Below are 23,146 nucleotides of genomic sequence, written 5' to 3' on the forward strand. Positions count from 1 at the left end.
CGGGTTTTGAAAGGGGGGGTGTTCGGGCGCCTCCCCTTTCTCTTTTTTGTTGCACCTTTTGGGCGCATGCGGTTTCACCAGCCCCATGATACCTGACTATGAACTCGAACGCGGGGCGATGACCCGCGGCTTTCGCACCATCGCCGGTGTGGACGAAGTGGGCCGTGGCCCGCTGGCCGGGCCGGTCACTGCCGCTGCCGTGGTCTTTGCCGAAGGGCAGATCCCCGAGGGGCTGAACGATTCCAAGAAACTGACCGCCCGCGCCCGCGAAAAGCTTTATGAAGAAATCATGTCGGTCGCCGTGGTCTGCGTGGCCCATGCCACGGTCGAAGAGATCGAGGAACACAACATCTTGCGTGCCAGCCATCTGGCCATGACCCGCGCCTTGGCCGGTTTGGCCTGCAAGGCGGACTATGCGTTGATCGACGGCAATATGCTCCCGCGGGATCTGGCGCTGCCCGCGCAACCTGTGGTGAAGGGCGATGCGCGCTGCCTGTCGATCTCAGCGGCTTCTATTGTTGCGAAAACCGTACGCGATAACCTCATGGTGGATTTGGCGCAACAACATCCGGGTTACGGTTGGGAAACCAATATGGGCTATGGCTCGAAAAGCCACATCGCCGCCCTGCAGGATCTTGGTGTCACCCCACACCATAGACGTTTGTTCAAGCCGGTACACAATATCTTGTATCAAGCGAATTTGTTAACCGATTGATTCAAAAAAGAAATTGACCGCGATTCTCTGATGGCTCATTTTATCCACAACCAATGAGCGCTTAAGCGCCGGGTAATGAGGCAGAGATATGAAAACGATGACAAAGGGCGCCGCGGCGCTTCCCTTGAACACTATTGTTGCGGGCGATTGCATTGAGGCAATGAACGCCCTCCCAGCAGAATCGGTGGATCTGATCTTCGCGGATCCGCCCTACAACTTGCAGTTGCGAGGTGATTTGCATCGCCCCGACAACTCCAAGGTCGATGCAGTTGATGACGAATGGGACCAATTCGCCAGCTTCAAAGCCTATGACGAATTCACCCGCGCATGGCTTAAAGCCGCGCGGCGTCTGCTCAAGCCCGATGGCGCGATCTGGGTGATCGGCAGCTACCACAACATCTTCCGCGTCGGTGCCGCGCTTCAGGATCAGGGCTTTTGGATCCTCAACGACGTGGTCTGGCGCAAATCCAACCCGATGCCGAACTTCCGTGGCAAGCGTTTCACCAATGCCCATGAGACGATGATCTGGGCCGGTAAGAGCGAGAACAGCAAATACACCTTCAACTATGAGGCGCTGAAGGCGCTGAACGAAGGTATCCAGATGCGCAGCGATTGGGTGCTGCCGATCTGCACCGGCCATGAGCGTCTGAAGGATGAGGGGGGCGAGAAAGCGCATCCGACGCAAAAGCCAGAAAGCCTGCTGCACCGCATCCTCGTTGGTTCGACCAACCCCGGCGATGTGATCCTCGACCCGTTCTTTGGCACCGGCACCACCGGGGCCGTCGCCAAGATGCTGGGCCGTGACTTCATCGGGATCGAGCGTGAGGAAGCCTATCGCAAGGTTGCAGAAAAGCGGATCTCGATGGTGCGCAAATTCGACAACGAAGCGCTGCAAACCACCACTTCCAAACGCGCCGAGCCGCGGGTGCCCTTCGGCCAGTTGGTCGAGCGCGGCATGCTGCGCCCGGGTGAGAACCTCTATTCCATGAATGGCCGCCACAAGGCCAAGGTCCGCGCTGATGGCACCCTGATCGGCAGCGATGTCAAAGGGTCGATCCATCAGGTGGGCGCGGCCTATGAGAAAGCACCCAGCTGCAACGGCTGGACCTATTGGTGCTACAAGAAAGACGGCAAGAATGTCCCCATCGACATTCTGCGTCAGCAGATCAGGGCCGAGATGGCGAACTGATCCACCCCGGATAATTGAACACCGCCGGCACCCGTGGCCCCTCTGCGTGAGGGGCATGCACACGGGTGCCTACCTTGACCCCGCCCGATGGCGGGGTTTTTTTGGTTCTGCTTTTCACGTGAGGCTGGCCTAATGCATCTGCCGGTTGCGGCCCTGAAGCGCGCGCAGCGCAGCGGCGAGGTAGCTGGCATCGAAATCGCATTTATTCACCACATAGAGCACCCCGGCCGAGGCGGCTTTCTCCCACATGACCGGAGAGGGCCAATCGCTGAGCATGATGACGGGGGTTTGAGCGTGGCGATGATCACAGGCCAGTTCCAGCGCGAAATTCGCGCCTAGCCCATCGGGCAAGTTGTTGTCGAGCAGGATCAGCGCCTTGTCCCCGGCGCTGAGCGCCCGGCGTGCCGCTTCGATGCTGGGGGCGAATTCGACCTGCATCCCGCCATAGGCGCGGGCCAGAACGCGGCGCAGCCTTTTTCGGTCAAACTCACTGTCTTCGACGATCAGACAGGTGCCATCATAGGCCGCCCGCGCGGGCGCGTCTTGGTGCTGCATCAATACCACTCCACAGGTAACAGTCGCAGCTTTTCTGGCAGGCAAAGTTTAACTTTGCGTTGCCGTGTTCAGAGCCGGGGCAGGGGATTGCTGGCCTTGTTGTAGGCTTTCCAATCGGTGATCTCGGGGTAATACATCTCGCGCCATTTGCGCACCCGCGGGTTCATGACGCGCCGCCACAGCGGCGGCACCATGGCGGCCATGGTCATCACCGGATAGCCATAGGGAAGCTGCGGCGCATCGCCCGTGCCATAGGTCTGCAAGACCGGAAAGCGCCGGTCGGGTTTGTAATGGTGATCGGAATGGCGTTGCAAGTTGATCAGCAGCCAGTTGCTGGCCTTATGCGCCGCGTTCCACGAATGGCGCGGTTGGACATGTTCATATTTCCCGCCGCCCAGATGTTTACGCGTCAGCCCGTAGTGTTCGATGTAATTGACCAGTTCCAATTGCCAGATCGCCACCCCGGCTTGGACAAGGAACAGGCCCAGACCGCTCCACCCGCCCAAGATCAGCGCCAGCAGCAAAAAGGTGGCTTGCAGCGCCCAGTATTTGAAAAAGGGATTGCCCGGATCGGTCCAGGGCAGCCCCTTGCGGGCCAGCATGTTCTTCTCCGCTTGAAAGGCCGAGGTCAGCGACTCGCGCAGTACGCGGGGGTAGAAGCGATGAAACCCTTCGTTGTAGCGCGCCGTCACCGTGTCGCGCGGGGTGCCGACATGGCGGTGGTGCACCAACAGATGCTCAGACCGGAAATGCGAATATAGCACCATGGCCAGCAGGATATCCGCCAGCCGCCGTTCGGTCTTGTTCCGCTGGTGCATCAGCTCATGGCTGTAGTTGATCCCGATGGTGCCGGTGATGACGCCGACGCCGAAGAACAGAAAGATCCGCTCTGCCGTGTCTAGATGCCCGGCGCGGGTGGCGTAGTAGATCAGGCCAAAGACGGTCAGGCATTGCAGCGGAGTCCAGAGCAGGGTGACGAGGCGGTACCAATAAAGATCATCCTCCGTCGCTTCCAGATCGGCGTTGTCGAGGTTCAGCCCCAGCACCGCGTCGAGCATCGAAAACAGATACCATGTCACCAGCGGTAGCAGCGCGATGGTCCAGCCGCCCTGTGTGGCGCAGAACCATGCCAGCGGGATCAGCAGCAGGGACATCCAGAAAGGCAGCGCGCGGGACAGGCGGGCGAGGTCTTGGGCGGCGATGATGCGGTTGGCCATGGGGCACCTCATAGTTGCGCGCCAGATATACCGCAGTTTGCCCGAGGCTCAAAGCCTGACGCGGCGCTAGCGCGCGAGGTCGAAAGCTTTGCGCATGACGGTGGGCAGATCGCTGGGGCGGAACTGGTTCTGGCCGATGAATTCACCGTTTTCGGGGCGGCTGTCATGGCCCACCCGGGCGTGCTGCACCGTCAACATCAGATGGAAATGGGTGAAGGTATGGCGCACCTCCCCGGGCAGGGCGCGCCAATCGGCGGCCAAGGGCGGCGTGCCTTCCGGGCGCGGCTCTGACGTGTCGACCCAGTCGGAGCCGGGCCAGCCGAGCATGCCGCCAAGCAGCCCCTTCTCGGGCCGCGTCTCTAGCAGCCATGCGCCATCCTCGCGCTCTGCCAGATAGACGGTGCCGTGCCGAATGGGTTTCGGTTTCTTCGGCGTCTTCTTGGGCAAGAGCGCTGCCGTGCCTTCCGCCCGCGCGGCGCAGGGATCGCGCCAAGGGCAGATGCCGCAGGCGGGGGATTTCGGGGTGCAGATCGTGGCGCCCAGATCCATCACCGCTTGGGCATAGTCGCCGGGCCGGGCCGCCGGAGTCAGGGCGGCGGCCCGGGCCATCAGCTCGGGCTTGGCGGCGGGCAGGGGCGTGTGGATGTCATAGACCCGCGCCATCACCCGCTCCACATTGCCGTCGAGCACCGCATGGGGCAGATCGAAGGCGATGGAGGCAATCGCCGCCGCCGTATAGGGCCCGATCCCCGGCAGTTTCAGCAGCGCGTCGTGATCCGCGGGGAAATTGCCGCCATGCTCATCCACCACCACCCGCGCGCATTTGAGCAGGTTGCGGGCGCGGGCGTAATAGCCAAGCCCGGCCCATTCGGCCATCACATCGGCATCCTCGGCAGCGGCGAGGGCGGCGACATCCGGCCAGCGGGCGGTGAACCGTGCGAAGTAATCCTTTACCGTGGCCACGGTGGTCTGCTGCAACATGACCTCGCTCAGCCAGATGCGGTAGGGGTCGGGCATGACCCCGGCGATCCGGTCCTGCGGCGGCACCCGCCATGGCAGGGCGCGGGCGTGGGTGTCGTACCACTCTAGCAGGATCGGCGGCAGCTCGCTGACGCGGGTTTTCTCACGCAATGTTTAGGCCTTTCGACGGGTCGGGGGCTGGTGACGCTGGGGCAAATGGTTATGTATGTCAGCACATTCGGGAAACAAAGCCATGCCGCCACGTCGTACGACTACAAAAGGGTTCAAACGCACCAACAGCCTGCTGTCGCAACAGATCCGCAAGGCGAGCGAGACGCGCGGCTTTGCGCAATCGCGTCTGCTGACCCATTGGGCCGAGATCGCGGGCGAGGCAACCGCCGCCATCTCGCGCCCTGTCGAGGTCAGCTATGGCCGCAAGGAGGGCATCGGTGCCACTCTGACCCTGCTGACCACCGGGGCCAATGCGCCCATGCTGGAAATGCAGAAAGAGCAACTGCGCGCGCGGGTCAACGCGGTCTACGGCTACAACGCCATCGCGCGGGTGCGGATCACCCAAACGGCGGCGACCGGATTTGCCGAAGGGCGGGTGGCCTTCGATCACAAGCCCAAGGGCGAGAAGCCCCGCCCCAACCCCGCGTTGCAACAAAAAGCAGCCGAAGCCGCCAAGCCGGTGGCCGATGAGGGGCTGCGCGAGGCCCTTGCACGTCTGGGCGAGAACATATTGAACAAGAACCAAAGCTGACGATCTGATAGCTGGTCAAACGGAAGGAACATCCTATGAATCGCAGAAACGTAATCCTTGGCGGTCTTGCCACCCTCGGCGTCGGTGGCTGGTTCGCTGCCAGCAGCTTTGGCTCGGCCCCCCTGGGCAGCACTGCGCTGACCCCCTTCGTCGGCGCCGCGAACGCGCAAACCACCGAGGGCGAAGTCGACACCTCCGGCATCACCGAGATGGTCTTGGGCGATGAGAACGCGCCGGTGACGGTTGTCGAATACGCCTCTTTCACCTGCCCGCATTGCGCGACCTTCCACAACGAGACCTTCAAAAAGCTGAAGGCCGATTACATCGACAGCGGCAAGGTCAAGTTCATCTACCGCGAAGTCTATTTCGATCGCTACGGTCTCTGGGCCTCCATGGTGGCGCGCTGCGGCGGGCAGGAGAAGTTCTTTGGCATCGCTGACCTGATCTACAAATCGCAAAGCGAATGGACCCGCGCTGGCGAACCTGCCGCCATCGTCGATGAGCTGCGCAAGATTGGCCGTCTGGCCGGGCTCGACAACGAGACGCTGGATGAATGCCTGAAAGACGGTGAAATGGCCGAGGCGCTGGTGGCATGGTACACCGCAAACGCCAAAGAGGATGACATCTCAAGCACGCCGAGCTTTGTCATCGACGGCAAGAAACACTCCAACATGTCCTATGCCGACATGAAGGAAATCCTCGACGAAGCGCTGGCTGGCTAATGACCGCACCGCTCGCAGGACTGAAAGTCGTCGAATTGGCGCGTGTTCTGGCTGGCCCTTGGGCCGGTCAGACACTGTCGGACCTCGGATGCGAGGTGATCAAAGTGGAAAGCCCGGCGGGGGATGACACCCGCCAATGGGGGCCACCCTTCGTCACCCGGGACGAGGATGTCACCGCTTCCTATTTCCACTCGACCAACCGGGGCAAAGCCTCGGTCACCGTGGATTTCCGCACTGAGGAAGGTCAGGCGCAGGTCAAAGAGCTTTTGGCCGATGCGGATATCCTGATCGAGAATTTCAAGACCGGGGGATTGGCGAAATACGGGTTGGACTATGCCAGCCTGTCTGCCCAGTTCCCGAAGCTGATCTATTGTTCGATCACGGGGTTCGGCCACACCGGGCCTTATGCCCATCGCGCGGGTTATGATTTCATCATCCAAGGCATGTCCGGCCTGATGTCGATCACCGGAGAGCGGGACGGCCAGCCGCAGAAATCCGGCATGGCGATCACCGATATCTTTACCGGGGTCTATGCCAGCACCGCGATTCTGGCCGCCGTTCACCAGCGCCACCAAACCGGCGTCGGGCAGCATATCGATATGGCCCTGCTCGACTGCGCCGTGGCGATCACCGGCAATCAGGCGATGAACTATCTCACCACCGGCAAGGCACCGACGCGGATGGGCAACGCCCACCCCAACCTGACGCCCTATGAGGTGTTTGAGTGTTCCGACGGCCATCTCATCATCGCCACGGGCAATGACGGGCAGTACCAACGCCTGTGTCAATTGCTGGGGCTCGATGACATGGCCACCGCGCCGGAGTACCTCAAGAACGCCGACCGTGTCGCCAATCGGCCCGAGATGATCCGTCGCCTGACCGGGGCCACTCGTCTGCGCAGCCGTGATGATCTGCTTGCCGCCTGCGAGGCGCATGGCGTGCCTGCCGGGCCGATCAACGACATGGCCGATGTCATGGCCGATCCGCAGGTCGTGGCGCGGGGCATGCAGATTGAACTGGACGGTGTGCCGGGGCTGCGGTCACCCTTCACCTTTTCGGGGGCCGAGCTTTCGCTGCACCGGCCTGCGCCGAAACTGGGCGAAGACAACAAGGCCTAAGGCGGTGGCAGCCTGTCCAGCGCTGCATGCAGCGCGTTGCCTTCGGGCAGGGACAGGCGCACCGGCAGGGTCAGCACCTTGGCGCGGAACTCCATCGGCAGGCGCACCGCGTCTTTCTCGGTTGTAACAAGCTGGGCGCCGCGCATCGCGGCCTCGGCCTCCAGCCGCAACATCAGCCGCGAGGTCAGCGGCTGGTGATCCTCCAGCGCCTCGGCGTGAAGGATCGTTGCCCCCAGCCCGCGCAGGGTGGCGAAAAATTTCTCGGGATGGCCGATGCCCGCAAAGGCGAGGACTTGGGAATCCGACCAATCCATTCCGGTTTGCAGCGGGGCGAGTTCGGCGCGCGCATGGGGCAGGTCTGTCTTAGGCAGCCGTTTCGCAAAGCGCGCCTGCGCCGCCTCATCCCCGATAGAGAGCAACAGGTCAGCCCGCGCCAGCCCTGCCGCGACAGGCTCACGCAACGGCCCGGCAGGCAGGCAGAGGCCGTTGCCGAACCCTTTCACCGCATCCACCACGACGATGCTCAGATTCTGCACCAACGCGGGGTTCTGAAAGCCGTCATCCAGCACCACCACCGTGGCCCCCGCCGCTTCGGCGGCTTGCGCCCCCGCTGCGCGATCCCGGGCGACCCAGACATCTGCAAAGGCGGCGAGCAGCAGTGGCTCGTCCCCGACCTCCTCGGCGCTGTGCTGCAGGGGGTCGACCCGCACTGGCCCCTCTAGCGTGCCGCCATAGCCGCGTGAGACGACATGCGGGCGATGGCCGCGCTCCAGCAGATATTGCAGCACAGCCATCACCGTGGGCGTCTTGCCGGTGCCGCCTGCGTTGATGTTGCCGACGCAGATCACCGGCACCCCCAACCGCAGCGGCCTGCCGCCCGCCAGCCGCCGCGCGGTGGCCGTGGCATAGAGCGCGCCCAGCGGTTGCAACAGCCGTGCGCGCCAGTCGGGGCGGGGCAGATGCCAGAAATCAGGCGCGCGCATCGGATGCTCCCATTTCTTCGTCGAGCCGGTCTTGCACCATCTCAATCACCCTATCGGCCAGTTCGGCCCCTTCGCTGATCACGTCCCAGCCCGCATGGGCCATCGTGGCGGCCTGATCCGGCGCGATCAAACGCGACACCGCATTGCCAAGCGCGCCCGCGTCATTGACGATCCGCGCCGCGCCTGCCGTGGCGAGCCGCCCGTAAGAGGGCAGGAAGTTGCGCACCTTGGGGCCGTAAAGCACCGCCGAGCCAAGCGCCGCCGCCTCGAACGGGTCGCAGCCGCCGTGGCCCGAGACCAGCGAAGACCCGAGGAAAGACACCGGCGCCACCCGAAAGAACAACCCCCGGTCGCCGGGATCGTCCGCCACCATGACCTGTGTCGTCTCATCGGGGTAGGGGTCATCGCCCCACCGCATCGTGGTGAACCCCCGCGCGCGGGCGCGCTCATAAGCGATATCGGCGGTCGGGTAATCATGGGTGTGCAGGATAAGCAGCAACCGATGCGAGAGGCGCAGCGCTTGGCGATGGGCAGTGAGAATGACGGGTATCTCTTCAGCCAAAACCTGCGTCGCATACCAAACCGGACGCCCGACAAGGCAGGCCGACATATCCGCCAAATCCGATTCCGCGCAGCGCAGCGCCTGACCACCCGCCAACAGCGGCGAGGTCACCTGCCCCTTGTTGCGCGGCAGGCCCAGTTGCACGAGACGGCGCAGCACGGCGGGGGAACGGGTCAACACCTGATCGAAAGCCGCCAGTAACTGCCGCGTCACATCGGGCAGCCAACGGTCCCGGCGGCCATCGAAACCGGCGCTGTCGGCGTCGATCATCATCATGGGGCAGCCGCGCCCTGCGGTCTCCAACACGAGGTTGGGCCTCAGCCCGCCCCATGTCCACAGGCAGAAATCAGGCCGCCAATGGTCAAGGAAGCGCGCCACATTGTCGGGGTGTTCGCTGGGGGCGGGGAGGATGAACAGATCGCGCGTCTCGGGCGTGGGCAGCTCTTGGGCCGCCGCGCTTTCCGAGAGGGTGACCAGCACCGCGGCCCGGTCGCGCATCGCCATGAACCGTTTGGCAAGGTCGAGCACGGCCAGCACGTTGCCCGCTTCGGCGGCATGCATCCAGACCAGTTCCCCCTCGGGGCGCGGGATATAGGGCGGCGCGTCTTCGGCCCCGCCCCGGCGCACGAGGGCGCGATAGGCTGCAAGCCCCAGCGACCGCGCCGCCATGGTGGTTTATTCCAGCTCTTCGGTGGGCGAGGCCGATGTCTCTTCGTCGCGCAGGCGGTGCAGATGGGCGATGTAATAGCGCATATGCGCGTTATCGACGGTGCGATGCGCTTCGGATTTCCATGCGTCATAGGCGCTGGCATAGTTGGGGAAGATCCCGACGATGTGGATGTCATCGACATTCTTGAACGCGTTCTTGGTCGGATCGACAAGTTCGCCACCGAAAACAAGGTGCAGGCGTTGGGTCATGAAGCTGTCCTTTGATCTGTCAAAGCTGCGGTGCTGCGCATAGTGCCTAGCAGATGAGGCCGGTCACGCAAGGGCGTCGATCAGCGCGCGCTGCACCGAAGGGCCACCCGCCACGATGCCATCGACACGCGGGTCGCGGTTGTTGAACCTGAGCGGTGCGCCCGTGGCGGTGGTGCAACTGCCACCCGCTTCGGCCACGATCAACGTGCCTGCGGCGATGTCCCATTCCCATGTGCGGCGCAGGGTGATCATCGCGTCGAAGGATGCATCGGCCACCAGCGCCATACGGTAGGCCAGCGAGGGGCGGTAGCTGCGTTTGAACACCGGTGCCGCGCCGCCGTGCCAGCGTTCGGCCACCAGCGCGGGCCGCGCGGCAAGCACCGTCGCCTCGGCCAGTTTGCCGACCTCGGAGGTGCGGATCGGCGCGCCGTTCAACGTGGCCCCGCCTCCCCGGTGCGCGGCATAGAGCATGTCGCGCATCGGCAGATAGACCACCGCCGCCGTCACCGCGCCGCCCTCGGCTATCGCCAGCGAGTGCGCCCAAGTGTCGGACCCTTCGACAAAGCTGCGGGTGCCGTCGATCGGGTCGATGATAAAGACCCGCTCATGAGAGAGTCGATCGGTATTGTCCTCGGTCTCTTCGGACAGCCAGCCATAGTCGTGCCGCGCGCTGCGCAACTCTGACAGTAGCAGATCGTTCACCGCCAGATCGGCTTCGGTCACCGGGCCTGCGTTATCGGGCTTGTCCCAGCGTTTCGCCGTGGCCCCGACAAAGCCGCGCGCCACGGCACCCGCCTTGCGGGCGGCGTCGATCAGCAGGGTGAGATCGTCCTTAGGCACCGGCAAGGGTCATTCCCGGCACCAGCAGCGAGGGCACGACGCGGCTAAGATGCGTCCGCGCGTCATTGGCGGGGATCATCGCCCGCAGCATGTCGCGCAGGTTGCCCGCGATGGTGCATTCGTTGATCGCATGGGTGATCTCACCATTCTCGACCCAGAGGCCCGAGGCGCCGCGCGAATAGTCGCCCGTGTTGGGGTTGATCGTGCTGCCGATCATGGAGGTCACCAAAAGCCCCGTGCCCATCTCGGCAATCAGATCGTCGCGGCTGGCCTCGCCTTGGGTCAGCGCGATGTTCCAGTTCGAGGGCTGAGGGCCAGAGCCGGGGCCGCGCGCGGCGTTGCCGGTGGGGCTGAGTTCCAGCTTGCGGGCGGTGGCGAGGTCGAGTGTCCAATCTTGCAAGATGCCTTTGTCGACGATGGCCCGCCGCTGGGTCGGCAGCCCTTCGGCGTCAAAGGGGCGCGAGCCGGTGGCGCGGATGCGGGTCGGGTCTTCGATCAGGGATAGGGCTTCGGGCAGCACCTGTTCGCCCTTGGCATCGCGCAGGAAGGACGCGCCGCGCGCAATCGCCTGACCGTTGATCGCCCCCAAGAGGTGCCCGATCAGCGAGGCGGCGATGCGTTCGTCAAACAGCACCGGGTAGCTGCCGGTGGGGGGCTTGCGGGCATCGAGCCGCGCCAGCGCGCGTTCGCCCGCGCGGGTGCCGATCTCCTGCGCGTCGCGCAGATCGGCCTGAAAGATGCGGCTGTCGCCGTCGTAATCCCGCTCCATCCCGGTGCCGCTGCCTGCGATGGCGACACAGGACAGCCCGCGTTCGCTGCGGGCATAGCCGCCCTCGAACCCGTTTGTCGCGGCGAGGTAAATCTCTTGCGCGCCATAGCCCGCGCCCGCCGATTGCACTTGGCTGACCCCTTTGACGGCCAGTGCGGCGGCTTCGGCGCGGGCGGCGTCCTCTTGCAGGGCTTCGGGGGAAGGTTCGGGCGTGGGATCGCAAAGCTCCAACCCTTCGGCATCGCGGCGGGGTGAGAGTTGATCGGGATCGGCCAGCCCGGAATAGGGGTCTTCGGGCGCTTCTCGGGCCATGGCGACGGCGCGTTCGGCCATCTCTTCGATCGTGCGCGATGACGTGTCGGAGGCCGAGACATTGGCCGAGCGTTGGCCGACGAAGACCCGCAACCCGATGTCCGTCCCTTCGGAGCGTTCGGCCTGTTCCAGCGCCCCGCCGCGCACTTCGATCGAGACAGAGCTTGCCGTGATCGCCATGGCATCGGCCGCATCCGCCCCGGCCTTGGTCGCCGCGTGAAGGAGGGACTTGGTCAATGCATCAAGGGCGTCTGGCATGGTCTGGCTCCTTTTGGGGTTGGAAAAGGGGTAATCCCCCGCCCCGCGGGGGGCAAGGGCTGGGCTCTATTTTCCCAGATAGGGCAGGCGCGGCGCAGGGCCGCGCCGCCGGTTATTTGATCTGCTGACCGTTGGCGAGGATGCCGCCCTCTTCGGTGAACTCGATTCTGGAGGTCAGGGAATCTTCGCCCTCGCCCGGTACGGTGAAGAGGCCCATCATCATCCGCGCGCCCATCGCCTGATCCTGCGGCACGAGGCCCATCGCCACCAGTTTGTCGAGCAGGGCCACGCCGCCGACCAGCGACAGGTCCAGCGCGCCCAGAGGTTTCGGCATGCCGGCCACGGTTTGCATATCGTCATTGTCAAAGGTGATCGCGCCCGAGGCGTCGAACTCGGCCCCGGCCACGTCCAGCGACACTTCGTTCACGTTAAGCGCGTGAATCTCGCCCGGGGCCTCATCGCCCATGGTGGCGGTGACTTCGGGGTCCATCAGTTCGAACAGCAGTTTGGCCTTGCCCGACAGGTCCACGACCAAGGTCGCCGGGTCGCGGGGCAATTGGCCGGTGGGGTCGAAGATGCCCCAGATCATGTCCGACATCTCAAAACGGTCGAGCGTAACGCCAAAGGCGAAATCCTGCGGCTCTTCGGACTTCAATACCGGCATTTTGAGGTTAAAGGCGCTTTCTGCCATGCTGAACTGGATCGGGAAGGGCATGTCGGCGGCGGTCACGCTGACTTCGATGTCCTGCTGGCCGCCGTCATAAGAAAGCCCCTCAGGCCCCATGGCCACGCCGAGTTTTGCCCCGGTCGAGCTTGAGATCAGTTGAAACTCCCCATTTTCGGGGTCGGAAACCTGCATGTCGGTGCGGCCCGCGCCAGCGGTAAAGCTGCCGTCGAAGGCAAGGCCTTCGCGCATCATCGCGGCCACGTCGGCGCCTGCGTCGATCATCGGCAAGGTGCCGCTGCCGTCAAAGACCACCTGATCGACCCCGCCTGTGACGGCGACGCGGGCCGGGTCTTCGGGGGTTTTCATCACCACGTCATATTGCAGGCTGTCGATGCGGCCCGATTGGTCATAGCGGCGCGTCTCGGTCCCGGTCATCTCGGTCCGGCTGCTGACGCCGGTGCCGATCAGAGTGAACTTGGCTTCTTCCTCGGTATAGCTTTGCTCGCCCACTTTGAGCCCGGCCAGCGTGAGCGAAATGCTGTCGGCGGCATAGTCGTATTGCAGTGCCTCGGCGCTGCCGCTGGCGCGCATCACCGGCGCGGTCTGGGCGTAGTTCAATACCATCGACACCGGTTCATCCTCGGGCGTTTCGGGCGCGACGTTGATCGTCATCGGCATGACGGTGGGCATGCGGATATTGACCGCCCCGTCGCCTTCGGGCTCAAAGCTCAGCGTGCCGAGCGACATGGAGAAATCGCCGCCCTCTTCGGCCATGTCCATTTTCAGGGTCACATCGCTGACGGTCAGGTCATCGCCGTTGAAGGCTTCGCTTGCCTCGACCTCATAGCCCATGCTCTCCATATACTGGCGCCAATCGCCCCAGACGTCGGAAGGGGTCAGATCGGCCCAGAGGGGCGTCGAAGCCAGCGTGACCGGCAGGGCGAGGAACAGCGACGCGGTGGAAATGCGAGACATCGGAAAATCCTTTTCGGCAATGAGTTACGCATAGGGTCTGCCAATCCCCGCGCAGGGTCAAGCGATGCGAGGCTAGACCCGGGTTGATCGGCAGATTACCACAGCCCTCAAGCAATGTACAAAACAAGCGGAAGGATCCCCCCATGGACATGACAGGCAAGACGATCATGATTACCGGCGCGAGCCGGGGCATCGGCGCCGCCGCCGCGCGTGTGTTCGCCGAGGCGGGCGGCAATGTCGCCCTGTTGGCGCGCAGTCAGGATGCCATCGCCGAATTGGCCGGAGAGTTGGGCAAACAGGCCATCGCCATCCCCTGCGACGTGACCCGCTATAACGAGATGACCTCGGCGGTCGAGACCACGCGCCGGGCCTTTGGTGGCCTCGACGTGCTGATCAACAACGCAGGCGTGATCGACCCGATCTCGCTCATGGGAGAGGCCGATCCCGCGGATTGGGCCAAGGCAATCAACATCAATGTCACGGGTGTCTTCCACGGCATGCGCGCGGCGCTGCCCTTGATGAAGGAAAACGGAGGCGGCACGGTGCTGACGATCTCTTCGGGCGCGGCGCATAACCCGGTCGAGGCGTGGAGCCACTACTGCGCGTCAAAGGCGGCGGCGAATATGCTGACCCAGTGTTTGCACCACGAAGAGGGCGGCAACGGCATCCGCGCCATCGGCCTGTCCCCCGGCACCGTGGCCACCGACATGCAGCGCGACATCAAGGACAGCGGCGTGAACCCGGTCAGCCAGTTGGATTGGGACGTGCATATCCCCGCCGATTGGCCCGCCCGCGCGCTGCTGTGGATGTGCGGCCCGGAGGCGGATCGCTTCTTGGGCGATGAGATTTCCCTGCGCGACGAAGGCATCCGCAAGGCGGTGGGCCTGATATGATCGAGCTTGACCGCGCGGGCGACATCTGGTCCATCACGATCAACCGCCCCGACAAGGCCAATTCCCTGACCCATGCCATGCTGGTCGAACTCGCCGAGATCATGGAAGAGGCGCAGGCCGCCCGCGCGGTGATCCTGACCGGGCGCGGCAAGGTGTTCAGCGCCGGGGCTGATCGGGACGAAGCCCGCGCGGGCCTTGCGAAATCGGATGTTTGGGAGCGTCTCTCGGGCGCGGTGGCCGCCTTGCCGGGGCTGAGCATCGCCGCGCTTAACGGCACGTTGGCGGGCGGTGCGATGGGCATGGCGCTGGCCTGTGATCTGCGCATCGCGGTGCCGGGGGCGAAGTTCTTCTATCCGGTGATGAAGCTGGGCTTTTTGCCGCAGCCCTCTGACCCGGCGCGAATGGCGGCGCTGATCGGCCCTGCGCGGACCAAGCTCTTGCTGATGGGCGGGCAAAAGATCACGGCGGAGGAGGCGCTGACTTTTGGCCTGATCGACCGCATAGTCGCGGCGGAGGAGGTGCAAGATCACGCGCAGTCGCTGGCCGTCGACACAGTGGCGGCAAGTCCGGACGTCGCGCAGGAAATCAAACGGATGTGCGGCCCCGCCTAACGTTTGCGCGTGCCTCCGGGCACTTTGGAGCGGAAACCGGGCGGGCGTTTCGCCACCCATGCGGCGAATTTGGCAAGCCTCGGATGACTGCGCAGTGCTTCGGGCGTGTTATAGTGCCGCGCCAGTTCGGTCTCGGTCAGGGCGGCGTGCACCTCTCGGTGGCAGATGTGATGCATCAGCACCGTCGGCCCGCCCTTGCCACCGCGCAGTTTGGGGATCAGGTGATGCAGGCTCTGCGGCACGTCCTCAGGGATGGGCCGGTGGCAGAGCGGGCAATGTGGCACGGTTTCGCCTTGGGTCACGGTCCTCCCTTTCGCTTGCATTGCAGGGCCACGGCAGGCAAGAGGATGTGTCAAATCCTCCCTAAGGCAAGGACAGGCCCATGGCTTCCCCGTCAGAAAACCAGATCGAAGAGCGCGCCGCGTGACCCGCGCCTTGGTCATCGGGGGCGGCCCGGCGGGGCTGATGGCGGCAGAGGTCATGGCGCAGGCGGGGCTGTCGGTCACGCTTTGTGAGGCGAAACCTTCGGTCGGGCGCAAGTTCTTGATGGCGGGCAAATCCGGGTTGAACCTGACCAAGTCCGAGCCCTTCGCCCCCTTCCTCGCCGCCTATGAAGAAGCGCAGCAAGCCTTGCGTCCGATGCTGGAGGCCTTTGATGCCCAAGCGGTGCAGGACTGGGCTGAAGGGCTGGGACAGGAGGTCTTTACCGGCTCCACCGGGCGGGTTTTCCCCCGGGCGATGAAAGCCTCGCCCCTGCTGCGGGCATGGCTCGCGCGGCTGGCGGAAGACGGAGTGACGATCAACACCCGTTGGCAGTGGCGTGGCTGGGAGGGGGACGCACTCACCTTCGATACGCCCGGCGGGCGGGAAGCGGTCGAGGCCGATGTGACGGTGCTGGCGCTTGGCGGGGCGAGTTGGCGGCGGCTTGGCGCCACTGGCGAATGGGCGCCCCTGCTGGTGGCGCGTGGCGTGGACCTGCAGGATTTCGCCCCGGCCAATGTCGGGCTGTTGGTCGATTGGTCCCCGCATATGACGCGCCATTTCGGCGCAGCGCTCAAGGGGGTGGCATGGCAGGCTGGCCCCTACCGCTCGCGCGGGGAGGCGGTGATCTCGGCCCGTGGGCTGGAGGGGGGCGGCATCTATAGCGTCTCGCGCGGGCTGCGCGAGGGGCAGGGGCTGACGCTTGATCTACTGCCGGACTTGCAGGCCGACGAGGTGACGGCGCGTTTGGCAAAGCCGCGCGGCAAGGACAGTCAGGCCAACCATCTGCGCAAACGGCTGAAGCTGAGCCCCGCCCAGATCGCGCTGCTGCAAGAGATGGCGCGCCCGCTGCCGCAGGAGGCCGGGGCGCTGGCCGCCTTGCTGAAAGACCTGCCCATCGCCCACGCCGGGCTGCGCCCGATGGATGAGGCGATTTCGACGGCGGGGGGCATAGCGCTCGACGCGCTGGACGCGGGGCTGATGCTGCGCGCGCTGCCGGGCGTCTTTGCCGCAGGGGAAATGCTGGATTGGGAAGCGCCCACGGGCGGCTATTTGCTCAACGGCTGTCTGGCGACCGGCCATTGGGCAGGCCGCCATGCTGTGGAATGGGCGCGGGGTTAACCGCCTTCCTTGGCCATCGCGGCGAGGAAAGCGGGGCGTTCGCGCAGGGATTTCGCCCAGAGGTTCAGCTTGTCATCCACCCGTGGAAACTTCGCGCCGATCGACCAATTGATGCAATGCACCGCCAAAAGGTCGGGCAGGGTGATCTGATCGCCCATCAGGAAAGGCCCCTCAAGCCGGTCGGACAGGGTGCTGGCCGCACGCTCGAACTCGGCCTTCAGGCTGTCCTTGATGGCGGGCACGCGGGCCTCTTCGGGCAAGACGAAACTGTGCTTTGCCGCGGCCCAAAGCACCGCGTCGAATTCGTCGATCAGCCAAAAGGTCATCGCATCCTGCCGCGCCCGCGCGGGCGTTCCGGCGGGGGCGGTGAGCGCGCCGTGTTTGTCGGCGAGATAGGTCATGACGGCAACGGAATCGGTCAGCACCTCATCGCCGTCCACAAGCGCGGGGATCTTGCCCGAAGGGTTGTATTTGCGCGCCTCGTCCGAGCGGGGTGCCGCGGGGTTCAAATCGTAGGGCTGGCCCAATTCTTCGAGCATCCACATGACGCGAAAGGCGCGGGTCTTGGTGCCGCCGATGACTGTGTACATTGAATTTCCTCTCCCAAAATCAACGTTGTGCGCCCAGCATCGCCAGACGGATAAAGGCCCGTTCGACCAGCGCCAGCGCTGGCGCGTGCTGCCCGGCGGAGCGCAGCTTGAGGTCCGTCTCGGTCAGCACCGCCAGCGCGGTTTCCAGCTTCACCGCGCCCCAGTTGCGCGCCTGTCGCATCGCACGGTCGCGGTCGCGCACGCCGTAGATCGGCGCGCCGGGGTTGGCGGCGATGCGGTAGAGGGTGCGGAAATGCCGGGTCGCCATGATGGTCAGGGTCACCGGATTCACGCCTTGGCCTTGTAGCTTGCTCATCACCGGGCCGATTTCGGCGGCGCGGGTCTCGGCCACGACATGCAGGATGTCGTCGACCTCGGCCTCGGTCGAGGTGGGGGCGCAGGCGGCGATATCATCCAGCCCGATGTTGCTGCTGTCGCCCAGTTTATAGAGCGTGATCTTCTCCAGCGTTTGCCGGAAATCGCCGGGGTCGAGGGTGCGGGCCAGATCGGTCAGGGCGGCCATGGCGTCGGCCTCAGGCGTGAGCTTCGCGTCCTTCAGCATCTGCTCGATCTCGGCCCGGTCGGGCGGGTTGTCATAGATCGCGGTGGCAAAGGCGTTGGGGTGGCTCTCAAAGGCCTTCAGCACCTTTGAGGTTTTCTTGAGATCGCCGCCGGTGACCACGATCTGCGCATCGCCCGGCTGCCATTCCTTCAGCGCGTCGAGCAGGATTTTCGCGATATTGTCATTCGCCTCTTCCACCAACGCGGCACGCGGACCGGGGAAGAAGCCGACCGCCTTGATCGCGTCCAGTAGCATCGCCGGATCGCGGCGCAATTCGCCCGCGGGCATCCGGCTGAGGCGCATTTCCTCTTCGGCATTGGGGCCGAGCAGGTTTTTCAGAAACTCCTGCCGTTTCAGCGCCACGCGCATCGCGTCGCTGCCATAGATCAACAGCCCCGTGCGCGCGGGATCGGGCCGTGCGAAATAGGGTTTTGCCTCGCGCGGGGTCAGCTTCATTGGGGCAGGTCGGCCGCATAAAGGCGGCTGATCACGAGGTCCGCGAGGATGGTCATCAGACGTTCCTGCGCGTCCAGTTCCGCCGCGCGGGTCGCCACGGTGGTGCCGGTGGCGGAATAGCCGGTGAAGCTTTCGACCTTGCCCGAGGTCACGATCTGCCCGCTGTCGAGGTCGCGCAGCGCATAGGCGGTTGTGCCGACAAGGTTGTAGCGCCGCGTGTTGCCTTCGCTGTCGATGGCCAGGCCGTCTTCGACCGTGGTGGTGGTCAGCGCCAGCCCCCAGCGGGGGGTGGCCGCGCGTCCAAGGCGGCTTTCCACCTCGCGCACCAGAAAATAGCCAAAGCGGTCTTCCGGCGCGTCCACCAGCACGCGGTTTTGCAATGCCGTGCCCGCGCCGCCGGGTCCATAGACCGGCTCGAACCCGCAGGCGGCAAGCGCCAGTAGGGGCAGGGCCAGCAGGAAGCGGCGGCGCATATGGGTGGTCTTAGGCAACGACATTCACAATCCGTCCGGGCACGACGATGACCTTTTTCGGCGTGGCCCCGTCCAGCGTTCGAATGACAGCTTCATGCGCCAGCGCGGTTTTTTCAACCTCTTCCTTCGGCATATCGGCGGGCACTTGGATTTCCGCCCGGCGTTTGCCGTTGATCTGGATCGGCAGGGTCACGGTGTCGTCGACCAGCATCTTCTCATCCGCCTTGGGCCATGGGGCCTTGGCGATCAGCCCTTCGCCGCCCTGATGCGCCCAAATGTCTTCCGACAGGTGCGGGGTCATCGGCGACATCAACTGCGCCAGTGTCATGATCGCTTCGCGCTGCGCGGCATAGCCCGCCTTGGATTTCTGCAAGGTCGCGGTGAAGGCATAGAGCTTGGCAATCGCGGCGTTAAAGCCGAAGGATTCGATGCCCATGGTCACGTCATGGATCGTCTTATGCATGGCGCGCAGCAACTCGTCGTCGCCCGAGCCCGCCGCCTCGCGGTCCATCTCGGCCACGCGGTCACAGATGTTCCACACGCGCGAGAGGTGTTTATAGGCGGCTTCCGCGCCAGAGGCGGTCCATTCCACGTCCCGCTCGGGGGGCGAATCGCTCAGAACGAACCAGCGCGCGGTATCGGCGCCGTAGTTCGAGATGATGTGCAGCGGGTCGACGACGTTCTTCTTGGACTTCGACATTTTGGCGGAAGGGATGATCTCAACCTCGGTGCCATCGGCAAGTTTGCCATCGGTCACCTCTTCGGGCAGGTGATAGACCGGGCGGCCATTATCATCGCGGGTCTGGTAGATTTCATGGGTCACCATGCCTTGGGTGAAGAGCGCGTCAAACGGCTCCACCGCGCTTTCGGGCAGATGGCCGGTGATCTGCATCGCACGGGCGAAGAAGCGCGAGTAGAGCAGGTGCAAAATCGCATGCTCGATGCCGCCGATATATTGATCGACGTTCATCCAGTATTGCGCGTCTTCCATGACGGTCGGCGTCTCGGCACGCGGCGCGGTGAAACGGGCGAAATACCACGAACTGTCGACGAAAGTGTCCATCGTGTCGGTCTCGCGCAGGGCGTCCTTGCCGCAGGCGGGACAGGCGCAGTTGCGCCATGTCGGGTGCCGGTCCAGCGGGTTGCCCGGCGTGTCGAAGCTGACGTCGTAAGGAAGCTCGATCGGCAGGTTTTCTTTCTTTTCGGGCACCACGCCGCAGTCGTCGCAATGCACAACCGGGATCGGGCAGCCCCAGTAGCGCTGGCGCGAGAGGCCCCAGTCGCGCAGGCGGTATTTGGTGACGCCGTGGCCGATTCCGTTTTCCTCGCAAAAGGCGATGGCGGCGTCGACACCCTCTTCGCCGGTCTGCCACTGGTCGCCCGCGAAGCCCCGGTTGTAGAACACCTTTTCGGTCTTCGGCGGGACGAAAGCGACGTCCAGCTCGGGCGCGGCATCCTCGGACGGCAGGAAGGTCGAGATGATCGGCAGGTCGTATTTCGTGGCGAACTCGAAGTCGCGCGGGTCATGGCCCGGGCAACCGAAGATCGCGCCGGTGCCATAGTCCATCAGGATGAAGTTGGCGATATAGACGGGCAGTTCATGGGCCGTGTCGAAGGGGTGGCGGACGCGGATGCCAGTGTCCATCCCGAGCTTCTCGGCGGTCTCGATCGCTTCCTCGGTGGTGCCGCCCTTGCGGCATTCGGCGCAGAATGCGGCCACCGCTTCGTCGTCGCGCTCCAGCGTCTTGGCGAGCGGATGGTCGGGCGAGATGCCGACGAAGGAAGCGCCAAGCAGCGTGTCGGGGCGGGTGGTATAGACCTCGATCCGGTCAAAGCCCTCGGGCGCTTCGATGGTCGAGAAGGCAAATTGCAACCCGCGCGACTTGCCGATCCAGTTGGCCTGCATCAGCTTTACCTTGGCAGGCCAGTTGTCGAGGCTGTCGAGTGCCGAGAGCAACTCTTCGGAGTGGTCGGAGATCTTGAAGAACCACTGCGTCAGCTCGCGCCGCTCCACCGGCGCGCCGGAGCGCCAGCCGCAGCCGTTCTCGACCTGCTCGTTGGCAAGCACGGTCATGTCGACCGGGTCCCAGTTCACCACGGCGTTCTTGCGGTAGACCAGACCCTTCTCGAGGAAGTCCAAAAACAGCGCCTGCTGCTGGCCGTAGTAGCCGGGATGGCAGGTGGCGATCTCGCGGCTCCAGTCGATGCTGAGGCCCAAGGGCTTCATCTGCTTCTTCATCTCGGCGATGTTGTCATAGGTCCAATCCGCCGGGTGGCCGCCGATGGCCATGGCGGCGTTCTCGGCGGGCATGCCGAAGGCGTCCCAGCCCATCGGGTGCAGCACGTTATGCCCGGTCGCGATCTTGTAGCGCGCGATCACGTCGCCCATCGTGTAGTTGCGCACATGGCCCATGTGGATGCGCCCCGAGGGGTAGGGGAACATCTCAAGCACATAGTATTTCGGCTTGTCAGCGTTGCGAACGGCCTGAAAAATGCCGTCCTTTTCCCAGGCTTGCTGCCAGCGGGCTTCGATCTCGGCGGGGGTATAGCGGGGCATGAGGGGACCTTCGTGACATGAAAAACGCCGGGCTGCTGTTTTCACAAGGCCCGGCGTTGGAACGGTGTTGAGTTAAGCGGGCTCAGAATTTGCTGTCGGACACGCGCATCTCCCGCGCTCGGCTGAGGATCGCATCCTCGACCGCGCGGGTGGTGGCCCGTGCCACGGGCTGGCCGCCCGAAGATTGCAGCGCCACATTGAGCGAGCGTGCATCAAGCGCCGGATCGTCGATCAGAACGGTCGCGCGATAGGCGCGGCCACCGCCCGGCGGGGTGCCATAGCCTGTGACGATCACCCCGGTGAAAGGATCGACCGATTGCACAGGCAGGAAGTTCAGCACTTCGAGCGAGGCCGACCAGAGGTATTTGTTCACCGAAACACTGGTGTCTGTGTTCTTGCGGTTAAAGATCGACCAGATCGTATTGTCGGGGTTGGTCTCAATGTTATTGGGGTTGTTCGGATTGGTGTATTGATCCGGCCGATCTGTGGCCGGGCTGCCAAAGCTCCCGCCACAGGCGGTCAGCGCGCTGAGCGCCAGAACGGAGATTGCCATCTTGCAAGCGGTACGAAGGGCCATTGCAGCTTTCCTTTGCCTGTTTGCGCTCCGGTCTATCCAAGCAGGCCCTTATCGGCAAGGTCTATGTCATAGGAGCGCGCTGCGCGGCATCGGGCGCCGCCATAGGCAAAGCCGCGGCCCTGGGGTGAAGGAACTGTGGCATAGCTGCACCAACCCCGGCGACATTGCGGGTGGGGAGGCCGTGAACCTTGCCAAGTGCAGGGGATTGGGGGCAAACAGCCTGCATACCCTTACCGGATTCCCCGGTCTGGGCATATGAATTCAAACCGAGGGAAAACTCATGAAAAAAGTTCTCTTCGCTACAACAGCCCTGGTTGCGACCGCCGGTGTAGCAGCAGCAGACGTGACATTCGGCGGCTACGGCCGTTTCGGTATCATGTACAACGACAACGACTCCACTGGTGGCGACAGCGACACAGACGTTACTTCGCGTCTGCGCCTGCAGATCGACGCGACAGCTGAGTCCGACGCTGGCGTTGTCTTCGGTGCGCGTATGCGCATCCAGCAGAACAACTCTGACGACAACGTGAACGTCGCCAAAGGCCCTGATGGTGTTTACGGTACAGCTGACGACGTGACCACAAGCGGTGGTCCTGCCGGTACAGGCATCAACGGTGTGCGTTTCTTCGCTCGCACCGGTGGCTTCGAAGTTGGCGTTGGTAACATCTTCGGCGCTCTGGAATCCATGCCGGGTCAGTACCCCGTCGACATGGGTCTGACCGGTCTGGGCTATGACTACACTGCGTTTGATGACCGTGGCGACCAGTATTCCTCTGGCGGTAACGGTGCAGCTGGCTCCAACGGCGTTGAAGTCCTTTACTCCGCTGGTGATCTGGCAGTGCACGTGTCGGCTTCCGACATCAACGACCGCGTTGCTGGTTACGTTGCTTACACATGGAGCGGCTGGACCTTCGCAGTTGGTGGCCAAGACTCCGACGCGGCAAGCGACACCGAGTGGACAGCGACAGCTGGCGGTTCCTTCGGCATCGCAGACGTAACTCTCGCCTATGCTGATAACGGCACCGGTGGTGACCGCGTTGTTCTGGCTGGCCGCTTCGACGTAGGCGCTGCAACAGACATCGAAGTCTATGTTGCTGACAACGACGGCGGCACAGAAGACGACACCGGCTACGGCATCGACTTCAACCACGACTTGGGCGGCGGCACCTCGCTGCGCGGCGGTGTGGTTAAGCAGTTCGACGGCGACACCGTTGCCGACATGGGTGTTCGCTTCAACTTCTAAGTTGAACGACATACTCTGAATATTGGGGCAGGCCTTTCGGTCTGCCCCTTTTCTTTTAC

At 63.9% G+C, this 23,146-nt stretch carries 24 protein-coding genes; 9 read left to right on the forward strand and 15 right to left on the reverse strand.

The window, feature by feature from the left end:
* Nucleotides 1–85: 85 nt before the first annotated feature.
* Complete coding sequence (locus ACGYK2_RS14545) at nt 86–715, forward strand: ribonuclease HII (protein WP_067265994.1); 630 nt, start codon at nt 86–88, stop codon at nt 713–715.
* Between the two features lie 88 nt (nt 716–803).
* Nucleotides 804–1,904, forward strand: coding sequence for a site-specific DNA-methyltransferase (locus ACGYK2_RS14550; RefSeq protein ID WP_271688823.1), 1,101 nt, complete (start codon nt 804–806; stop codon nt 1,902–1,904).
* Between the two features lie 129 nt (nt 1,905–2,033).
* Here the strand turns inward: ACGYK2_RS14550 and ACGYK2_RS14555 are convergent, their stop codons facing one another.
* From ACGYK2_RS14555 to mutY, 3 genes are all read right to left on the reverse strand, one after another.
* On the reverse strand, nt 2,034–2,459 hold the full coding sequence (locus ACGYK2_RS14555; RefSeq protein WP_271688824.1) for a response regulator: 426 nt from the start codon (nt 2,457–2,459) through the stop codon (nt 2,034–2,036).
* Between the two features lie 68 nt (nt 2,460–2,527).
* Nucleotides 2,528–3,676 carry an alkane 1-monooxygenase gene (locus ACGYK2_RS14560; protein ID WP_271688825.1) on the reverse strand — a complete coding sequence of 383 codons (1,149 nt, stop codon included), beginning with the start codon at nt 3,674–3,676 and terminating at the stop codon, nt 2,528–2,530.
* 66 nt (nt 3,677–3,742) lie between these two features.
* A complete protein-coding gene (mutY, locus tag ACGYK2_RS14565) occupies nt 3,743–4,807 on the reverse strand; it encodes an A/G-specific adenine glycosylase (RefSeq protein ID WP_271688826.1) in 1,065 nt (354 codons plus the stop codon).
* A gap of 82 nt (nt 4,808–4,889) precedes the next feature.
* Between mutY and ACGYK2_RS14570 the strand changes: the two genes are divergently transcribed.
* From ACGYK2_RS14570 to ACGYK2_RS14580, 3 genes are read left to right on the forward strand one after another with little or no spacing between them, the layout of a single operon-like run.
* On the forward strand, nt 4,890–5,399 hold the full coding sequence (locus tag ACGYK2_RS14570; RefSeq protein ID WP_271688827.1) for a DUF721 domain-containing protein: 510 nt from the start codon (nt 4,890–4,892) through the stop codon (nt 5,397–5,399).
* 35 nt (nt 5,400–5,434) lie between these two features.
* Nucleotides 5,435–6,121 carry a DsbA family protein gene (locus tag ACGYK2_RS14575; RefSeq protein WP_271688828.1) on the forward strand — a complete coding sequence of 229 codons (687 nt, stop codon included), beginning with the start codon at nt 5,435–5,437 and terminating at the stop codon, nt 6,119–6,121.
* Nucleotides 6,121–7,239, forward strand: coding sequence for a CaiB/BaiF CoA-transferase family protein (locus ACGYK2_RS14580; protein WP_271688829.1), 1,119 nt, complete (start codon nt 6,121–6,123; stop codon nt 7,237–7,239). Before ACGYK2_RS14575 ends, ACGYK2_RS14580 begins: the two co-directional genes overlap by 1 nt.
* On the opposite strand, the gene lpxK is transcribed toward ACGYK2_RS14580, so the two are convergent.
* The 6 genes from lpxK to ACGYK2_RS14610 all read right to left on the reverse strand — a co-directional run bounded on the left by lpxK (nt 7,236) and on the right by ACGYK2_RS14610 (nt 13,523).
* Nucleotides 7,236–8,222 carry a tetraacyldisaccharide 4'-kinase gene (gene lpxK, locus ACGYK2_RS14585; RefSeq protein WP_271688830.1) on the reverse strand — a complete coding sequence of 329 codons (987 nt, stop codon included), beginning with the start codon at nt 8,220–8,222 and terminating at the stop codon, nt 7,236–7,238. The two genes, ACGYK2_RS14580 and lpxK, sit on opposite strands and share 4 nt — an antisense overlap.
* Nucleotides 8,209–9,453, reverse strand: a complete 1,245-nt coding sequence (locus ACGYK2_RS14590; protein WP_271688831.1) for a 3-deoxy-D-manno-octulosonic acid transferase — start codon at nt 9,451–9,453, stop codon at nt 8,209–8,211. The genes lpxK and ACGYK2_RS14590 overlap by 14 nt, the downstream gene beginning before the upstream one ends.
* Before the next feature lie 6 nt (nt 9,454–9,459).
* A complete protein-coding gene (locus ACGYK2_RS14595) occupies nt 9,460–9,702 on the reverse strand; it encodes a DUF4170 domain-containing protein (protein WP_067262181.1) in 243 nt (80 codons plus the stop codon).
* A 63-nt stretch (nt 9,703–9,765) separates the two neighbouring features.
* Nucleotides 9,766–10,542, reverse strand: coding sequence for a 3'(2'),5'-bisphosphate nucleotidase CysQ (locus ACGYK2_RS14600; protein ID WP_271689912.1), 777 nt, complete (start codon nt 10,540–10,542; stop codon nt 9,766–9,768).
* On the reverse strand, nt 10,535–11,881 hold the full coding sequence (locus ACGYK2_RS14605; protein WP_136720263.1) for a TldD/PmbA family protein: 1,347 nt from the start codon (nt 11,879–11,881) through the stop codon (nt 10,535–10,537). Before ACGYK2_RS14605 ends, ACGYK2_RS14600 begins: the two co-directional genes overlap by 8 nt.
* Before the next feature lie 112 nt (nt 11,882–11,993).
* On the reverse strand, nt 11,994–13,523 hold the full coding sequence (locus ACGYK2_RS14610; RefSeq protein WP_271688832.1) for a DUF2125 domain-containing protein: 1,530 nt from the start codon (nt 13,521–13,523) through the stop codon (nt 11,994–11,996).
* 143 nt (nt 13,524–13,666) lie between these two features.
* On the opposite strand from ACGYK2_RS14610, the gene ACGYK2_RS14615 reads away from it, so the two are divergent.
* Both ACGYK2_RS14615 and ACGYK2_RS14620 read left to right on the forward strand, forming a co-directional pair.
* The gene (locus tag ACGYK2_RS14615) at nt 13,667–14,416 is read left to right on the forward strand and encodes an SDR family oxidoreductase (RefSeq protein WP_067261708.1); all 750 of its coding nucleotides are present in this window, start codon (nt 13,667–13,669) and stop codon (nt 14,414–14,416) included.
* On the forward strand, nt 14,413–15,027 hold the full coding sequence (locus ACGYK2_RS14620) for an enoyl-CoA hydratase/isomerase family protein (RefSeq protein WP_271688833.1): 615 nt from the start codon (nt 14,413–14,415) through the stop codon (nt 15,025–15,027). The genes ACGYK2_RS14615 and ACGYK2_RS14620 overlap by 4 nt, the downstream gene beginning before the upstream one ends.
* Here the strand turns inward: ACGYK2_RS14620 and ACGYK2_RS14625 are convergent.
* Nucleotides 15,024–15,329, reverse strand: a complete 306-nt coding sequence (locus ACGYK2_RS14625) for an HNH endonuclease (RefSeq protein WP_231886283.1) — start codon at nt 15,327–15,329, stop codon at nt 15,024–15,026. The two genes, ACGYK2_RS14620 and ACGYK2_RS14625, sit on opposite strands and share 4 nt — an antisense overlap.
* A 121-nt stretch (nt 15,330–15,450) precedes the next feature.
* Between ACGYK2_RS14625 and ACGYK2_RS14630 the strand changes: the two genes are divergently transcribed.
* A complete protein-coding gene (locus ACGYK2_RS14630) occupies nt 15,451–16,629 on the forward strand; it encodes a TIGR03862 family flavoprotein (protein WP_271688834.1) in 1,179 nt (392 codons plus the stop codon).
* Here ACGYK2_RS14630 and ACGYK2_RS14635 read toward each other — a convergent pair.
* The 5 genes from ACGYK2_RS14635 to ACGYK2_RS14655 all read right to left on the reverse strand — a co-directional run bounded on the left by ACGYK2_RS14635 (nt 16,626) and on the right by ACGYK2_RS14655 (nt 21,844).
* Nucleotides 16,626–17,219, reverse strand: a complete 594-nt coding sequence (locus tag ACGYK2_RS14635) for a glutathione S-transferase family protein (RefSeq protein WP_271688835.1) — start codon at nt 17,217–17,219, stop codon at nt 16,626–16,628. The genes ACGYK2_RS14630 and ACGYK2_RS14635 overlap by 4 nt on opposite strands.
* A 19-nt stretch (nt 17,220–17,238) precedes the next feature.
* Entirely contained in the window at nt 17,239–18,237 is a 999-nt protein-coding gene (gene holA / locus ACGYK2_RS14640) for a DNA polymerase III subunit delta (RefSeq protein WP_067261716.1), read from the reverse strand.
* A complete protein-coding gene (gene lptE / locus ACGYK2_RS14645) occupies nt 18,234–18,734 on the reverse strand; it encodes an LPS assembly lipoprotein LptE (protein ID WP_271688836.1) in 501 nt (166 codons plus the stop codon). The genes holA and lptE overlap by 4 nt, the downstream gene beginning before the upstream one ends.
* The gene (leuS, locus tag ACGYK2_RS14650; RefSeq protein ID WP_271688837.1) at nt 18,721–21,267 is read right to left on the reverse strand and encodes a leucine--tRNA ligase; all 2,547 of its coding nucleotides are present in this window, start codon (nt 21,265–21,267) and stop codon (nt 18,721–18,723) included. Before leuS ends, lptE begins: the two co-directional genes overlap by 14 nt.
* Before the next feature lie 82 nt (nt 21,268–21,349).
* Entirely contained in the window at nt 21,350–21,844 is a 495-nt protein-coding gene (locus ACGYK2_RS14655; protein ID WP_067261722.1) for a DUF3576 domain-containing protein, read from the reverse strand.
* Nucleotides 21,845–22,124: 280 nt separating this feature from the next.
* On the opposite strand from ACGYK2_RS14655, the gene ACGYK2_RS14660 reads away from it, so the two are divergent.
* Nucleotides 22,125–23,087: a porin gene (locus ACGYK2_RS14660; protein WP_271688838.1), complete on the forward strand. Its 963-nt coding sequence runs from the start codon at nt 22,125–22,127 to the stop codon at nt 23,085–23,087.
* Nucleotides 23,088–23,146: the final 59 nt, after the last annotated feature.

Source organism: Sulfitobacter sp. 1A10359, assembly GCF_043558145.1.
In the GTDB taxonomy this organism is placed as follows: Bacteria; Pseudomonadota; Alphaproteobacteria; order Rhodobacterales; family Rhodobacteraceae; genus Sulfitobacter; species Sulfitobacter faviae.